We start from the raw sequence: 14,496 nt of genomic DNA on the forward strand, positions 1-14,496 counted from the left end.
CACATCACGTGAAGCCTTGATGGCTTCACGCGCTGGGGCCAGGAAAACTTGTAATTCGGAATTACAAGTTTTACCCCGGTTTTCCTTCTTTTTTCCTTTACTCCTGCTTACAGCCGCTCCTGTTTCCAGAACCTCTTATGTCCGTTTCCCGCGGCGTCTGCCGCCTGGCGGGGCAATACAGCTGGGTGCTTCCTGGCGGGAGAACGGGGGGAGGCGGATGGGATTCTTTTTAGGTGAGCGGATTTGGAAGGGGTGTTTTTTGTAGGGATGTCCGCTTTAGATGATATTAGAGAGGCGGAGATTAGTGTGGAGTAGCGAGGGGGTGGTGGGTTTGACGGGCACGGAAATGATCAGAGCTGTTAGTCTTCTTCGAGGATCTGGATTTCGAGGTAGTCGAAATCTATGGAATCTACGAAGTTGTCCTGGTAGAAACGGGCTTTGGCGTGGCGTTTGAATTCGGCTATTGTGGTGTCCAGCCAGATGGGTTTGCTAAGGTCGAATTCGTAGCAGATGGCATCGAGTGCGTTGAAGATTTTGTGGGTGCGGGTGTCTTCTGTCTCGTCGCAGATGACAGTGTCGCGGAGTAGTTTGTTGTTTTTAATTTCTTTTCCCCATAGACGGAACATAGTATGACCTCTTTCTTTTTTGGATAATTATTAGTATAGCATTTGAGAGTGGGGATGTAAATGTTGAGATTTTAAATTATTTTGCGGGGGTTTTTGGAAACCGGGATGAATTTGGGTATAAAAGTGGTGCTGGAAGAAAATACTTATATAGGTATCAATATACTGTAATGTTAAAGACAGGAGGAATTTCAGATGAAAAGATATGTATGTGAACCATGCGGCTATGTTTATGATCCGGAGGAGGGAGATCCCGATAGCGGGATTGAGGCCGGAACAGCTTTTGAAGATCTGCCCGATGACTGGGTGTGCCCTGTGTGCGGACTCGGCAAAGATGTCTTTGTGGAAGAGGCTTAGAAAAGGGTCGCCTGAGAGAAGCGGGATGTTTTGATGCTGTCCGGGGAGGCTTATGCTGATTTTGGAAACCGGCCGCTTAGCTTAGAAGCACTAACTGCGAAAAAGCCGCATCTTATGGGACCGGGCGTATTCACTTAGAAAGCCGATGCTTTCTAAGCTCAGACGCCCTGGAAAATTGATTCGGAATCAATTTTCCCCCATAAGATGCGGCTTTTTCGCAGTTAGTGCTTCTACAGCACGCTAGAGGCTTCCAAAATCAGCATAAGCCTCCCCGGACAGCATCAAAACATCCCGCTTCTCTCAGGCTGCGCTGCGGCCGGCGGCAGAGGGATGCTTCTTGGGAGGGGGCAAAAAGGGGAGGAATAATTCAATTATGTATAATGAACTTTTCTATATGCAAGATTCCTCTTCTAAAATCCTGTAGTTTTCTGGGTTGAGGAGGCCGGCACCTAGTTTTATTTGGCTTTTGGGGGCGCTGATTACGGTGATTTCCATACCGCTTTTTATATCTGCGGACGCGATGATTCTGCTGGTTTTGGTTTCGATTGTTGTGATTAGATCGGGGAAAGTGGCAAGGCGTTCTTCACCGATGGCAGCGTACATGTATTCGTTACAGAAACCGATTCTGCATGGGGACGCGGGAGTAGAAATCTGAAAGGTTCCGTAATCCAGGGCGTTGCGGGTTTCCAGGGTACAGTTTTCTACGGTTCCGGTACAGAGGATTCTGCCGTTTAATTGCTCCAGGGCAGCCTCTATGGACTGGGCGGGGGTGGCTGCGGTGCGGTAGGCGTGGCCGAGCTGCAGTGCCTGGGCATACGCACCGGCTGCGGCGTGGGTTTCCAGGTAGGGGACGGAAACAGGATTGCGCGCTACAGCGACAGCGCCTCCTGCCAGATGGGCGGCATTTCGGACCAGGGCGGCTGTAATTTCTACAGAACCTTTTACGGTTAATTCTGTGTAGGTCTGATCTTCTGGTCTTCCTCCGGCAGCGGCCTGGATGACGGGCAGGCCGGAACTTTCCAGACCCAGGGAACCCATGATTCCAAGTGGATGTGCGCGGCCGTCACAGGGGGCGTCAATGATGGGAAGACCCGAAAGTGCGGCGGGGATAAAGGGTTCGAAGGAGGAGGAAGCTCCCAGCTCACAGGAGATAAACCCTGCAATTGGCGTGTCTGACCGGCTGCCGAGGAGCTCCAGAATTCTGGGATATACATCGTCTGAATAATATGCAGTGTCAGAAGCGGGGGAGCCTACGCCGGAAATGGTTACTATACAGCCCTCATTGTTTCGCTTTTTTAATTCTTCAATGGTTATCAGTTCTACATTTCCGAGCTTCAGAGCGGAAAGCGCACGTTCCTCGCCCTCTTTGGGACAGCCGCCTCCGCCGCCTCCGAGCAGAAGGCTGCCGATCAGCAGATCTTTTATAGATTCTTTGTCAAATATCATAGGTTTTCTCCTTTATTCTGTTAGTATTAAAGCTATATCCAGGGCATGTATTACGGGGTGTCCTTTGGGTATACCTTAATCTGCAGCTTTGCTGCAGACCCGCCCGAAGGGCATGAGTTACGGGGTGCCCTTTGGGTATACCTTAATCTGCAGCTTTGCTGCAGACCCGCCCGAAGGGCATGAGTTACGGGGTGCCCTTTGGGTATAAGTACATCATAAGCGGTATAAAAAAATCGTCAATTCCTGAATCCTACAAAAATAGATATAAAATTATTGTAGAAATCAACAAAGCATAAAAATTAAAAAATATGTATAATTATTACTATGTTTATGCAGGAAACTGTGTAATTCGTGCAAAAGGGAAAGGAGAGAACAATGAGTGACAACAGAGAAAATGGAAGTTCCGAAGAGCTGCTGGAAGAGTATTCCAAAGAAATGCCAAAATTAATGGATCCAGGCATTTTTATTATAGCCGTAATAGCCAGTGTGCTGGGTGCTATTGTAGGAATGCAGGTTCTGACACATACGGGGGTGGCTCCGGATACATCGGTGGTGGGAGCGCTGCTTGCAGTTTTAATCAGCCAGATCCCGATCCGGTTTTTGAAGAGGTTTAAAAATATCCACTGCCAGAACCTGGTGCAGACTTCTACATCGGGTGCAACATTTTCAGCGGCAAACTGTATGCTGCTGACCATCGGTGTTCCTTATATCATGGGATATACTGAATTTATGTATCCTATGCTGATCGGAGTAACGCTTGCTACAATTGTAGATGCTACAATTTTGTATAAATCATTCGGATCCCCGATGTTTCCGGCTGACGCACCGTGGCCGCCCGGAATTGCTACTGCGGAGACAATTCTTGCAACTGTCAAAAAAGGGAAACGTGCCGGACTGCTTGTGGTCGGCGCTGTTGCCGGATGGGCAGGAGCCATGGCCGGGATTCCCATGGATTTGTTTGGTGTTGCATGGGTGGGAAGCGTACTGGCGATCGGAGCGTTTGGGGTAGGCGCCCTGATTGTGGGAATCATAGAAAGCAATGCGTTTGCATTTACTGTATTTGGACATGAATTTATCATTGCCCAGGACATTTTTGGCAAGGGATTTGTCTCAGCCGATCATGTGGCTCTGAATTATATGGGACATGGTATTATGATCGGTGCCGGAATCATATCTTTGATTCAGTGCGGCAGAATGCTGTTTAAGAAAGCAGATAAAGATAATTCGGCGGCATCACAGTTTGGAACCTCTATCAAAGATATGCGCAGTGCTCTTGGAAAAGGATTTATTGCATACCTGGTGATTGCCCTGGGACTGGCAATTGTATCGGGACTGTGGTATGAGATGAAGCCCGGTATGTTTATCTTATGGATCATATTCGCAGCAGTAGCGGCTCTCGTATCCGAGCTGATCGTCGGGGTATCTGCAATGTATTCCGGGTGGTTCCCCGGATTTGCCACGGCACTCATCTTTTTGATTCTGGGTATGCTGATCGGATTTCCAAAGCTTCCGCTGGCTGTACTGGCCGGATTTACGGCTGCCACCGGACCGTGTTTCTCTGATATGGGAAATGACCTGAAGGCCGGCTATATACTGAGAGGAAGCGGAAAGAATCCTGAGCTGGAGAAGGAAGGCAGGAAACAGCAGTATTTTTCCGAGCTGCTGGGTTTTGCGGTTGCATTTGTCATTGTAGCGATATTTGCAAAAACCTACTTCTCACAGGGGCTGTTCCCGCCGATTAATGCTACATATGCTTCTACAATTGAAGCAGGTTCTTCTGTAGAGGTACTGAAATGGCTTGCTATCTGGGCGATTCCGGGTGCCGTCATCCAGATCGCCGGCGGAAATCACCAGGTTGGAATCCTGTTTGCTACCGGTATACTGGTAGGCGGAACGATATATGGACTTACCGTTATCATTGCTACGATTATCCGTGTTATTGTTATTAAGAAGAATCCTAAGAATGATGATATTCTGATGATCCTTGGTGCAGGTTCGCTGGTCGGATGTGCGCTGCATGATTTTGCCAACTCCATGCTGGGGGCATTTAAATCCAAGTAACCAAACGGGAGCATACATCAGTAATCCTTTAATTTGCGGATGATATACAGTATGTAAAGTGTCTGGAGAAAGTCGGTATCGCTCTGCCCGTAGGGAATCATATTTTTTACTTTGTTGATCCGATAGCGTATGGTGTTCTCATGGACAAAGAGCGCCTTGCTCGTTTTAGTATAGTCCATATCGTTCTCGATAAAATCGTTGATGGTATGCATCAGATGGGAGTGGTATTTTTCATCATAATCTAAAATGGGCTGCGCTGTCTCCAGATAAAATTCGTCTATGGCAGGGTGGCCCTCAAGTTTTAAAAAGAGGCGCAAAACGCCTAGAGCCCGGAAGTACACGACTTTTCCTGGCTGATACGGGCAGGATGCTGCTGCATGGTATGCCTGTGAAATAGCATCTCCGAGGCTGTAAAGCGGGCAGCAGCAGCTGATGCCTGCCATACATTCGGGAAAACTCTCGAAAATGGCGGACGCTGTCTGGGAGATATATTTATCTATGGCTTGGGCTGAATTATCCTTAAAAGAACGGATAATTAAAATGCCTCCGCGGTAGCCAGCGGCAAAGAATAAGACATCCCGGCTGAATTTTTCGGCCAGTGCCGGGCGGGGAAGCGGTGTACCTGCTTCTACACGGCAGTAAAAACAGAGCACATTTTTTGCAAAATAGGGATTCAGCCGCTGGATTAGAAGAGCCTTTCTGTTGTCAGAAAGCTCCCTGTCAGCCAGTTGGGCAAGGATCTCCTCCTGGCTGTTCAGATTTTTGTAAAAGAGCAGCTGTTCCGTAATCTCGGAAATAATAATGGAATACGGGACATTCTTGTCGATAAAAAGTATGGGCAGTCCGCACTGATTAGCATAGGCATATGCTTCCTCAGGCAGTTCGTCCATATTTTCGTCAATAATGCAGAGTGCTGCGGTATGGATCGAATGAAAATACTTCAGGGCATAGAGGATATACTGAGGATTGTCTTTGCCATGATAGAAAGCAGTCAGAAAAAAAGAATTTCTGGATTTGGTGTCAAGCGATTCGAAATCCAGTTCGCTGATATAATTATCGAAAACACTGACATATTCTACCTGTCTGTCCAGCCCGTCCATGCCGGCTTTGACCCTGGCACTGGACAGGGAGGGCAGATGCAGAACGTCAGATACAGTAATAACGCTCATAATGAAAGACCTCCGGGTGTGTTTTAACAAATTATATAACAGAAGATTTCACAAATCAATGCGAAGAAACGATATAAAAAATTGGGAGGATGAAAAAATGGTTTTTAAACAAATGCTGGAACTCTATGATATCCTGGATGATATCAATGCCAACGGCAAAAGAGTGGAGGAATATCTGAGAAGTATCCAGAAGGATGCGGATGTGGAAGCTTACCCGATTTACGGGGATAAAGGAAAAACAGATGTAGTAAAGGTATGTGTGCACGGAAGTAATGGAAAAAGAAGCGGCGGTGATGCACCTACGCTGGGAATCATCGGCAGGCTGGGCGGACTTGGTGCACGTCCCGAGCGGATCGGTTTTGTGTCCGACGGCGATGGGGCGCTGACGGTACTTACCGCGGCGGCGAAGCTTCTGGATATGCAGAAAAAAGGCGATACTCTGGAGGGGGATGTTGTCCTTGTGACACATGTATGCGCGGATGCACCGACAGAGCCCCACGAACCGGTGGATTTCATGGATTCCCCTGTCAGTATGCAGCAGTGCAATGAGGAAGAGATTACAGCAGATATGGACGCGATTCTGACGGTCGATACGACAAAGGGAAACCGTGTCATTAACCACAAGGGATTCGCAATATCGCCGACTGTTAAAGAGGGATATATCCTCAGAATCAGCGAGGATTTGCTGGATATTGTGGAAATTACTACGGGGAAGGCTCCTTATGTATTTCCAATTACCACGCAGGATATTACTCCTTATGGAAATGATCTGTATCATCTCAACAGTGTGCTTCAGCCGGCTGTGGCGACCGATGTTCCGGTTGTCGGAGTTGCAATTACAACAGAGACGGCGGTACCGGGGTGCGGTACAGGCGCAACACATGGCGCAGATGTAGAGATGACAACACGCTTTGTGATTGAAGCAGCCAAGGTTTTTGGAAGAGGGCAGTGCAGATTTTATGATGAAGAGGAATTTGCAAGGATTCAAAAATTATATGGTTCCATGAAAAAACTGCAGACTCTGGGAGAAGAGCAGGAATAGACGGCAAAGCCCCGGAGACTATAAAGAAAGAAGGAAACAAGAATGGAGACTGATATAAGAGAAAGTGCAGAAAATCTCCTGAGGGCCTGCATGGATGTAAAACAAGGAGAGCAGGTGCTGGTTATCGCGGATCAGGATAAATATGAACTGGGATTTCAGGTATATGAGACTGCTCTGCATATGAACTGTGAAGCACTTTTTATGTGTATGAAAAACCGGACTGTTTCAGGGGAAGAGCCTCCTGCGGCCGTAGCTGCAGCGATGTGCGCCTCCGATGTTGTGATCTGTATTACAGAACATTCGATGACCCATACGAATGCCAGAATCAATGCAGCCAAAACAGGGGCCAGAATCGGCACCATGCCCGGGATCACCGGGGAGATGTTTTCTAAAGGCGCTATGACTGCGGATTTTCATAAAGTAGAGTCGGATACCCTGCGGTACACTCAAATGCTGACCGAAGCATCCACAGCCAGAATTGAAAAAGAAGGACATGCTCTGACACTCAACCTGAAGGGCAGGAATGGAGTCCCCAGTACCGGGGTTTACCGAAATAAGGGGGAGGCGGGCAATCTTCCTTCCGGGGAGGCATATATTGCGCCGGTTGAAAACGGTGTAAATGGAAGTATGGTGATCGATGGTTCTATGGAGGCGATGGGCGTGCTTGAAAAACCGCTGATTGTAACGATTGAAGATGGCCAGCTGAAGGCACTGGAAGGGGACGGCGGTAAATTGCAGATTCTGTTTGCAAAGCCTGAAAATGGTATCACAGCAGAACTTGGGATTGGAACAAACCATGCGGCCATCCTCTGCGGAAATATTCTGGAGGATGAAAAAGTGTATGGAACTGTCCATATTGCTTTCGGCAGTAATACTTCATTTGGCGGAACCAATAAGGCAGACTGCCATATGGATGGGATTATATTGGAGCCGGATCTGTACCTGGATGATGAACTAATAATGAAAAAAGGTGTGTTCCTGCGTTAGGCAGGGCATATAGCTGTTAAGCGGCATCGAGGCGGAAATATATATCATGGGGAATGAGAAGTTGAAGTGGGCTTATCCACCCTGTAGATCGAAAAGAGGCTGAAGCACTGTTTAGTGCGGCAGCCTCTTTTTTTGAGAGCGGCGTTTCAGATGACAGAAACAAAAGCGGATTATCAGCTGGCGGCAGCGGGCGCAGCCACTGGTTTACGACTTAAATGTCAGGAGGCTCATAGTGGATTCTTTTTATACACCCCACTCCCGCCGGTATTGCAGAGGCGTCTTACCGTCTTCTTTCTTAAAGCAGCGGATAAAATATCCGACGCTTTCAAAGCCTAAGTGTTCCGAGATGTCGTTGATGGACATTGTGGTGACACGCAGCAGCTCTTTGGCCTTATCGATCCGGATACTGCGCTGGAATTCTCCAGGGGTGCTTCCGACATAGAGACGGAACTGTTTCTGCAGATAAAATTTGTTGACGAAGAATTCTTCTGCAAGGGAGTCCAAGGTAATCCGGTCGTTAAAATGTTCTGTAATATACTCCTGGGCCTGCGGAACAAATTTGGGAGGCTGCTTCTTAAGTAACATCGTTTTGTCGTGTATGGCAGATTCCATGCAGCAGGTCATCAACGTGGTGATGATGGAGGCGGCTTTAATGTCGATCCGGTAATCATTGTAAATATTTGTGCTGTAGTATCCGATTAATTTCCGAAGATGCTGGATGGCATCGTTGTTTCTCATAGTTCCAATGGGGCTGTTGTTATTCAGTTCCATGAAACTATCGTAATAGTCATGAGTCGAGTTTCCCCAGAAATGCATCCAGATCACATTCCAGTGTGGGGTGTCCGGATCAATGGCGTAATAGTTCAGCTTGCGGCAGTCAATCCAGAAAAACTGCCCGGGGGAGAGTGTATAATGTTTTCCGTCAAAGTTAATGTAGCCTTTTCCATCCATCGTGATTTTCAGGAGATAAGACTGTAAACCCTGGCGGGTTGTCATGTAATTTTTTCCCGTTATGAATTCCCCTACCTCCTGCACGTATGGCAGACGTGCCCTGACCTTTGGGTTTGTGTGTGCGATGAACCATTGTGAATCGGGTGTGACATCAAGATTGTACTGAATAAAGGCAGATCCGGTCTGCGTTTCAGCCAAAGTATCCTGATACTGCGGAAAGTCTACGAGATTCTGCGCCTTTTGATTTGTCTTGTTTACCATTTGAAATTCCTCCTCCAAGCCAAGATAGTGACATTTTTGCACAAGATAAAATAATGACATCCCGGGCAATACGAGTATAATTAAAGGAAATGGATAGAGAATTCCGAAAATAAGGATGAATATTGTGCACAATTAACAGTTTTTATTGGATTTATTGGTGTTATCCATTGTATCATAATTTTATTTGATATCATATTAAAAAATAAAAAAAGAAATATCAAACATATCGAAAGGAGGGAAAAGTGAATACGAAAGTACTTTTTGAAGAATACAGGGAGGATATTTTAGAATGTGTTCATCACGGAACTGTCTGCGTGGTAAACAAAGACGGAATTGCGGCAGCAGTGGGAGATCCGGGCTGGATCTGTTATTACAGGAGCGCTTCAAAGCCGATTCAGTCTCTGCCGGTATTGATTCATGGCCTGGATCTGAAGTATGGCCTTACGGAGGAAGAGACGGCCCTGTTCTCAGGATCCCACTGGGGCGATGAAGAGCATGTAAGAGTATTGGAATCAATCATGCGGAAGACCGGGCTGAAAGAAGAGCAGATGATTATGCTGCCAACATATCCAAACCGGATTTCAGAGCGGAACCGTCTGATTAAGAATCATATGCCGCCTCGGAAAGTATATCACAACTGCTCCGGAAAACATTTGGGTATGATGCTGCTGGCGAGAGAGCTTGGAGAAGAGGTATCCGGATATTGGAAGCGGGACAGCCGTACGCAGCAGGAAATTCTGGGGATTATCGCCATGATGACGGATGTGGCGGCGGATGATGTAAAGACAGGCGTCGATGGCTGCGGCGTTCCTGTATATGCCGTGCCGTTCCATTCTATAGCAACATCCTATCTGCGGCTTGTGTGTCCGGAACTAATTCAGGATCCGGCACTGCGGACAGCTGTGATCAAAAACGTAACTATGATTCATAAATATCCGCATATGATTGCGGGAAAAGACATTGTATGTTCGGTCCTGGCATCCAGTGGTGACCTGCTTGGAAAAAGCGGTGCGCTGGGGGTGTATGCAATAGGGATCCGTTCACTTGGCGTGGGAGTCGTTGTAAAGATCATGGATGGCAGCCATGATGAATTTGCAGCCGCGGTCATCAGGGTGTTTGAAGATCTTGGTTATGACAATCTGGAGGTGGCGGGAAAGCTTAAAGAACTATACCCGGCAGCGATCGTAAATGATAATAAGGAAATGGTGGGGCACCGAAAAGCGGTTTTTAAGTTATTTGAATAGTAAATACAGTAAAATAAGTACGAATTAAAAATGAAAAGGAGATGTAACATGCAGGACGAGTTAATCAGGATTCCGAGGACAGAGTACCCGCAGAGATGGGAAAAAGTACAGGCCGTTATGCGGGACCAGAAACTGGATATCATTCTGGCATACAGCGATGATAGAGCGACCTATGGCAATGCATATGCAAGATATTATACAGATCTTCAGACACATTTTGAGCCGGTGCTGGTCATGTTTGTGACAGACCGGGAGCCCGTGATCTTAACCGGGCCGGAGACTGACGGGTATGCTAAGGAGAGAGCTGTTGTCAGGGAGGTGAAGGTGTTAGCTGAACTGGCGGCGGAAGATGAAGATTACCCGTTTTCAGAGGTAGAATCTCTTAAAGAGATTATCCGGCAGTATGCAGGAGGAGAGCCGAAAAGAATCGGATTGTCAGCTAGGGTACATATGGGGGCTGAATTGTATGAAGCTTTATTGCGGGCATACCCGTATGCAGAGCTGGTGGATACGGATCAGTTTCTGGCACCTTTAAGAGGCATAAAATCCCCGGGTGAAATTGCTGTCTTATGCAGGGCTTACGAAATAGCTAACGCAGGAATGCACGCTGCGATTGCGGCAGTGAGGCCGGGAATTACAGAAAGGGAGATCGCAGCAGAAGCAGAGTATGTTATGCGGAAAAAAGGCTGTGAGGGTTATGGAATTGACCCGATAGTCTCATCAGGGCCCAATGCAGTCCATGTTCTTGCACGTACGACGACAAGGATGATCGAAGAAAATGATATTGTAGTGATTACGCTTGCCCCAAGGTATGAAGGATATCATGGAGCCTGCGGGAGAACGATTCTGGTGGGTAATCCGGGGGAAAAGGCTGAGGAAGCAGTAAAGGCAATGATTAGAGCACAAAATCTGTGCGCAGAGAATCTGGTTCCGGGAAATGTTGGCAGCAGTGTGGAGGAGTTGGGAAGAAAGGTGATGAAGGAGGCGGGATATGAAAAAAACTTTATGTACTCCGGGCTTCATAGTGTCGGTGTGATTGAGTTTGAACCACCTATATTCGGACCATCCAGCAGTACTGTTATTGAGAAAGATATGGTAATCTCGGTTGACATTCCGCTGTTCGAGGCTGATATATCAGGAATGAGGATGGAAGATGGATATTTGATCACGGAAACGGGAGCCAGGAAGCTGACTGACAGTCCTCAATGGATTAAAAAGTAGATCATTCAGTGAAACCAGAGATGTAAAAGAATGGAGGAGAAGTTATGGGAAAGGGAATGAAAAAGGTTATAGCAATGATGTTAACGACTGGATTAATCGCAGGTATGGCTGCCGGATGCAGCTCACCTAAGAAAGATTCCAGTAAATCCAGTGATGCAGCGGGCGCCGGGGAAGAGGGAGGAAGCGGAAGCGCAACCCTAGATTCTATCCTAGAAAAAGGGAAGATTGTTGTAGGCTGTTCTTTAAATGGAGCGCCAATCGGTTTTACTGATGACAGCGGAAAAGAAATGGGTTATGACGTTGATTGGGCCAACCGCCTTGGAGAGGTTCTGGGGGTTGAAGTGGAAATTGTAAATGTGGATGCAGAAACGCGGCTTCCGGCGTTAACATCCGGGCGTGTAGATGTCCTCTTTGCAAATGTGACAGGCAATCTGGAACGTGCGCAGTCTGTCGATTTCTCAATCCCGTATCTCCGTGCAGGAATAAAGATGCTGACAGCGGCAGGATCAGACCTGCATACACTGGAAGATCTGAACAGCCCGGATGTGACTGTATCGGTCAACAGAGGGTCTACCGGTGAGGCGTTGGTGACGGAGAGCGCTCCGGATGCAAACATACTTTATGTAGATAACTTTACGGATTCTGTACTGCAGGTTGAACAGGGGAAAGCGGATGCGGCTTTCGAAGATAATACGGTAGTAGAATATGCAGCATCTCAGAACGATAAGCTGGAAGCGCAGGAGAAGATGTATACTTCAGATCCTATCTGCGCGGCATGCAGGAAAGGGGATATTGAATTTGCCCGCTATCTGGATATGTTCGTATCATGGCAGATCAGTTCCGGATGGCAGTCTGAGACTTATCAGAAGTGGTGGGGAACCAAACCGGCAGAGTTAAATTATCTGTGGTAATAAACAGGATATATAGGCAGAAGCCCACCTGTATGTGGCGGGCTTCCCTGTATCAATAGAATGAGGAGGTGGGGGCGCTTAAAATGTATCGATTAAACTTTAATTTTCTCAATGTATATGGGGATATGCTGCTGGACGGGATGAAGATGACCGTAATAATTGTGGCCTGGTGTCTAGTGATCGGACTCGTGCTGGGAACAGTAATGGCACTGCTCAAACAATCAAAGAGCCGTATTTTGCGCATGGCTGCAACGGTTTATGTGGATATTCTCAGGAATACTCCGTTTCTGGTTCAGCTCTTCTTCTTTTTCTATGGACTTCCGGCTCTTGGAATCCAGACGGATGCGATGGCTACGGCCATTATTGCTCTGGGGATCAACACAAGTGCCCAAAATTGTGAAATTATCAGAGCGGGCCTTTTGGCTGTTAAGAAAGATTATTATGAATGCTCCGAGGCACTTGGGTATACAAAAATACAGACACTGTGGTATTTTGTGCTTCCGATATCTTTCCGGCTTGCCTTTAAGTCACTTGTAAATAACTTTATTAACCTGGTCCTGACCTCTTCGGTCTGTTTCTCCATTACGGTAGTGGAGACTATGGGAGCGGCCAAAATCATTGTTGGCAGGACATCGAGACCCTTCGAGATTTATCTGATGATATTACTCTGTTATTGCATTTTTACATATATCATCTCGTTTATTGCGAAGTTCATCGACAGAAAAATCCATATTATATTATAAGGAGGGACTGAGATGTCATTTTATGATTATGCAAATCTGACCGGCAATGATGCCATGCAGTTCCTTCGGGCTGCGGGAGTTACCCTATATATCACATTAATGTCCCTGCTGATCGGAACCATCGTGGGAGTGATCCTTGGACTAATCCGGTGCTCCAAGAATAAAATAATAAACGTACTGCCTCTGGTCGTGATTGAGCCCCTGCGGAATTCCCCTCTGGTTACACAGCTGTTTTTGATTTTTTATGGTCTGCCGATGATCGGGGGAATCATGCTTGATCCGTTTCCTGCCGCTATACTGGCGTTGTCTTTGAATACAGCGGCCTTTATGGCTGTTTTAGTACAAAACAGCGTGTCTGCCATTCCGGAAGGACAGTGGGAAGCAGGACTGGCTTTGGGGCACAGCAGAATATCGACTTTTATAAATGTAATATCCAGACAGGCACTGAGACTTCTTGTACCTCAGGCCATTACACTTTATATATCACAATTGCAGTGTTCCTCGCTGGTTGCACTGATAGGAATCATGGATCTGACAAAATTGGGACAGAATCTGGCTCTTCGTACATTAAAGCCGTTCCTGATCTATGGGATTGTATTTCTGATTTATTATGTGATATCCAGTCCGCTGTCCAGACTGGCAAAGAGTCTGGAGAAGAAACTATCGTTCCACTATTAGAGCAGTATTGCGAACAGGATAAGAGAGGTGACAGAAAAGATGTCGATGATTGAAGTAAAGAGCGTTACCAAAAGTTTTGGTGACCTGACCGTCTTAAAGGATTTTAGCGTGGATTTTAACCAGGAGGGGGTGACCGTTCTGCTCGGTCCTAGTGGCACCGGAAAAAGCACGCTTTTGAGATGTATTAACGGCTTAGAGACGATTGATGGCGGGGATATCATAGTAAACGGGCTGTCAGTAAAAGAAAAAAAGAATTTGCGTCAGATACGTCTGGACTGCGGCATGGTCTTTCAGAGAACCGTACTGTTTCCACACTTAAATGTCATGCAGAACCTGACCATGAGCCCGGTGAAGCTCCTGAAGATGAATAAAAAAGATGCAGAGGAGAAAGCGAACCTTTATCTGAAAAAGGTTGGCCTGGAATCAAAAGCACATGCCATGCACAACGAACTTTCCGGGGGAGAACAGCAAAGGATTGCCATAGCAAGGGCGCTGATGATGAACCCGAAGGCACTTCTCCTGGATGAGGTGACATCCGCACTGGACCCGGAGATGACGAGCGAAGTCCTCAAAATACTCGAGACACTTGCAGAGGAAGGCGTCTGCATGTTATGTGTAACCCACGAAATGCAGTTCGCAAAACATGTAGCAAGCCGAATCATCTTCATGGATAAGGGAATTGCTGCTGCGGATGAAACCGCAGAAAACTTTTTTTCCGTAGTAAGGAAAGAAAATGGGCGGATCGCTAAATTCCTTCAGTTTATTGGAGAGTGATAAATAACATCAGTAATTAATAAATTGT

Annotated in this window: 14 protein-coding genes; 10 read left to right on the forward strand and 4 right to left on the reverse strand. The window is 46.9% G+C overall.

From position 1 onward, the window contains the following. Positions 1-359 precede the first annotated feature (359 nt). Positions 360-626 carry a hypothetical protein gene (locus tag HMPREF0240_RS12655; protein ID WP_009003809.1) on the reverse strand — a complete coding sequence of 89 codons (267 nt, stop codon included), beginning with the start codon at positions 624-626 and terminating at the stop codon, positions 360-362. Between the two features lie 192 nt (positions 627-818). Between HMPREF0240_RS12655 and rd the strand changes: the two genes are divergently transcribed. After that, complete coding sequence (gene rd, locus HMPREF0240_RS12660; protein ID WP_009003810.1) at positions 819-980, forward strand: rubredoxin; 162 nt, start codon at positions 819-821, stop codon at positions 978-980. A 390-nt stretch (positions 981-1,370) separates the two neighbouring features. Here rd and HMPREF0240_RS12665 read toward each other — a convergent pair whose 3' ends face one another. Next, a complete protein-coding gene (locus tag HMPREF0240_RS12665; protein ID WP_009003811.1) occupies positions 1,371-2,426 on the reverse strand; it encodes a DUF917 family protein in 1,056 nt (351 codons plus the stop codon). 375 nt (positions 2,427-2,801) lie between these two features. Here HMPREF0240_RS12665 and HMPREF0240_RS12670 point away from each other — a divergent pair, with 375 nt between their 5' ends. Then, positions 2,802-4,487, forward strand: coding sequence for an OPT/YSL family transporter (locus HMPREF0240_RS12670; RefSeq protein WP_035313341.1), 1,686 nt, complete (start codon positions 2,802-2,804; stop codon positions 4,485-4,487). Between the two features lie 17 nt (positions 4,488-4,504). Here HMPREF0240_RS12670 and HMPREF0240_RS12675 read toward each other — a convergent pair whose 3' ends face one another. Continuing rightward, positions 4,505-5,656, reverse strand: a complete 1,152-nt coding sequence (locus HMPREF0240_RS12675) for a PucR family transcriptional regulator (protein WP_009003813.1) — start codon at positions 5,654-5,656, stop codon at positions 4,505-4,507. 97 nt (positions 5,657-5,753) lie between these two features. Here HMPREF0240_RS12675 and HMPREF0240_RS12680 point away from each other — a divergent pair, with 97 nt between their 5' ends. Both HMPREF0240_RS12680 and HMPREF0240_RS12685 read left to right on the forward strand, forming a co-directional pair. Beyond that, the gene (locus tag HMPREF0240_RS12680) at positions 5,754-6,698 is read left to right on the forward strand and encodes a DUF1177 domain-containing protein (protein ID WP_009003814.1); all 945 of its coding nucleotides are present in this window, start codon (positions 5,754-5,756) and stop codon (positions 6,696-6,698) included. A 42-nt stretch (positions 6,699-6,740) separates the two neighbouring features. Beyond that, a complete protein-coding gene (locus HMPREF0240_RS12685; RefSeq protein ID WP_009003815.1) occupies positions 6,741-7,685 on the forward strand; it encodes an aminopeptidase in 945 nt (314 codons plus the stop codon). 243 nt (positions 7,686-7,928) lie between these two features. On the opposite strand, the gene HMPREF0240_RS12690 is transcribed toward HMPREF0240_RS12685, so the two are convergent. Next, positions 7,929-8,897 (reverse strand): AraC family transcriptional regulator, encoded by a 969-nt coding sequence (locus HMPREF0240_RS12690; RefSeq protein WP_035313343.1) that lies wholly within the window; start codon positions 8,895-8,897, stop codon positions 7,929-7,931. A gap of 242 nt (positions 8,898-9,139) precedes the next feature. Between HMPREF0240_RS12690 and HMPREF0240_RS12695 the strand changes: the two genes are divergently transcribed. The 6 genes from HMPREF0240_RS12695 (at position 9,140) to HMPREF0240_RS12720 (ending at position 14,468) form a co-directional block, all read left to right on the forward strand. Then, positions 9,140-10,141 carry an asparaginase gene (locus HMPREF0240_RS12695; protein ID WP_009003817.1) on the forward strand — a complete coding sequence of 334 codons (1,002 nt, stop codon included), beginning with the start codon at positions 9,140-9,142 and terminating at the stop codon, positions 10,139-10,141. 48 nt (positions 10,142-10,189) lie between these two features. After that, entirely contained in the window at positions 10,190-11,362 is a 1,173-nt protein-coding gene (locus HMPREF0240_RS12700; RefSeq protein WP_035313345.1) for a Xaa-Pro peptidase family protein, read from the forward strand. Positions 11,363-11,406: 44 nt separating this feature from the next. Further along, on the forward strand, positions 11,407-12,273 hold the full coding sequence (locus HMPREF0240_RS12705; RefSeq protein ID WP_009003819.1) for a transporter substrate-binding domain-containing protein: 867 nt from the start codon (positions 11,407-11,409) through the stop codon (positions 12,271-12,273). Between the two features lie 83 nt (positions 12,274-12,356). Then, entirely contained in the window at positions 12,357-13,016 is a 660-nt protein-coding gene (locus HMPREF0240_RS12710; RefSeq protein ID WP_050794540.1) for an amino acid ABC transporter permease, read from the forward strand. A gap of 12 nt (positions 13,017-13,028) precedes the next feature. After that, positions 13,029-13,694, forward strand: coding sequence for an amino acid ABC transporter permease (locus HMPREF0240_RS12715; RefSeq protein ID WP_035313347.1), 666 nt, complete (start codon positions 13,029-13,031; stop codon positions 13,692-13,694). A 39-nt stretch (positions 13,695-13,733) separates the two neighbouring features. Beyond that, positions 13,734-14,468 carry an amino acid ABC transporter ATP-binding protein gene (locus tag HMPREF0240_RS12720; protein WP_242833339.1) on the forward strand — a complete coding sequence of 245 codons (735 nt, stop codon included), beginning with the start codon at positions 13,734-13,736 and terminating at the stop codon, positions 14,466-14,468. Positions 14,469-14,496: the final 28 nt, after the last annotated feature.

The organism is Clostridium sp. D5, from assembly GCF_000190355.1.
Lineage (GTDB): Bacteria > Bacillota > Clostridia > Lachnospirales > Lachnospiraceae > Faecalicatena > Faecalicatena fissicatena_A.

Coding starts and splice junctions, on each gene's coding strand:
- HMPREF0240_RS12655 (WP_009003809.1), bottom strand. CDS start 626: ATGTTCCGTCTATGGGGAAAAGAAATTAAAAACAACAAACTACTCCGC.
- rd (WP_009003810.1), top strand. CDS start 819: ATGAAAAGATATGTATGTGAACCATGCGGCTATGTTTATGATCCGGAG.
- HMPREF0240_RS12665 (WP_009003811.1), bottom strand. CDS start 2,426: ATGATATTTGACAAAGAATCTATAAAAGATCTGCTGATCGGCAGCCTT.
- HMPREF0240_RS12670 (WP_035313341.1), top strand. CDS start 2,802: ATGAGTGACAACAGAGAAAATGGAAGTTCCGAAGAGCTGCTGGAAGAG.
- HMPREF0240_RS12675 (WP_009003813.1), bottom strand. CDS start 5,656: ATGAGCGTTATTACTGTATCTGACGTTCTGCATCTGCCCTCCCTGTCC.
- HMPREF0240_RS12680 (WP_009003814.1), top strand. CDS start 5,754: ATGGTTTTTAAACAAATGCTGGAACTCTATGATATCCTGGATGATATC.
- HMPREF0240_RS12685 (WP_009003815.1), top strand. CDS start 6,741: ATGGAGACTGATATAAGAGAAAGTGCAGAAAATCTCCTGAGGGCCTGC.
- HMPREF0240_RS12690 (WP_035313343.1), bottom strand. CDS start 8,897: ATGGTAAACAAGACAAATCAAAAGGCGCAGAATCTCGTAGACTTTCCG.
- HMPREF0240_RS12700 (WP_035313345.1), top strand. CDS start 10,190: ATGCAGGACGAGTTAATCAGGATTCCGAGGACAGAGTACCCGCAGAGA.
- HMPREF0240_RS12705 (WP_009003819.1), top strand. CDS start 11,407: ATGGGAAAGGGAATGAAAAAGGTTATAGCAATGATGTTAACGACTGGA.
- HMPREF0240_RS12710 (WP_050794540.1), top strand. CDS start 12,357: ATGTATCGATTAAACTTTAATTTTCTCAATGTATATGGGGATATGCTG.
- HMPREF0240_RS12715 (WP_035313347.1), top strand. CDS start 13,029: ATGTCATTTTATGATTATGCAAATCTGACCGGCAATGATGCCATGCAG.
- HMPREF0240_RS12720 (WP_242833339.1), top strand. CDS start 13,734: ATGTCGATGATTGAAGTAAAGAGCGTTACCAAAAGTTTTGGTGACCTG.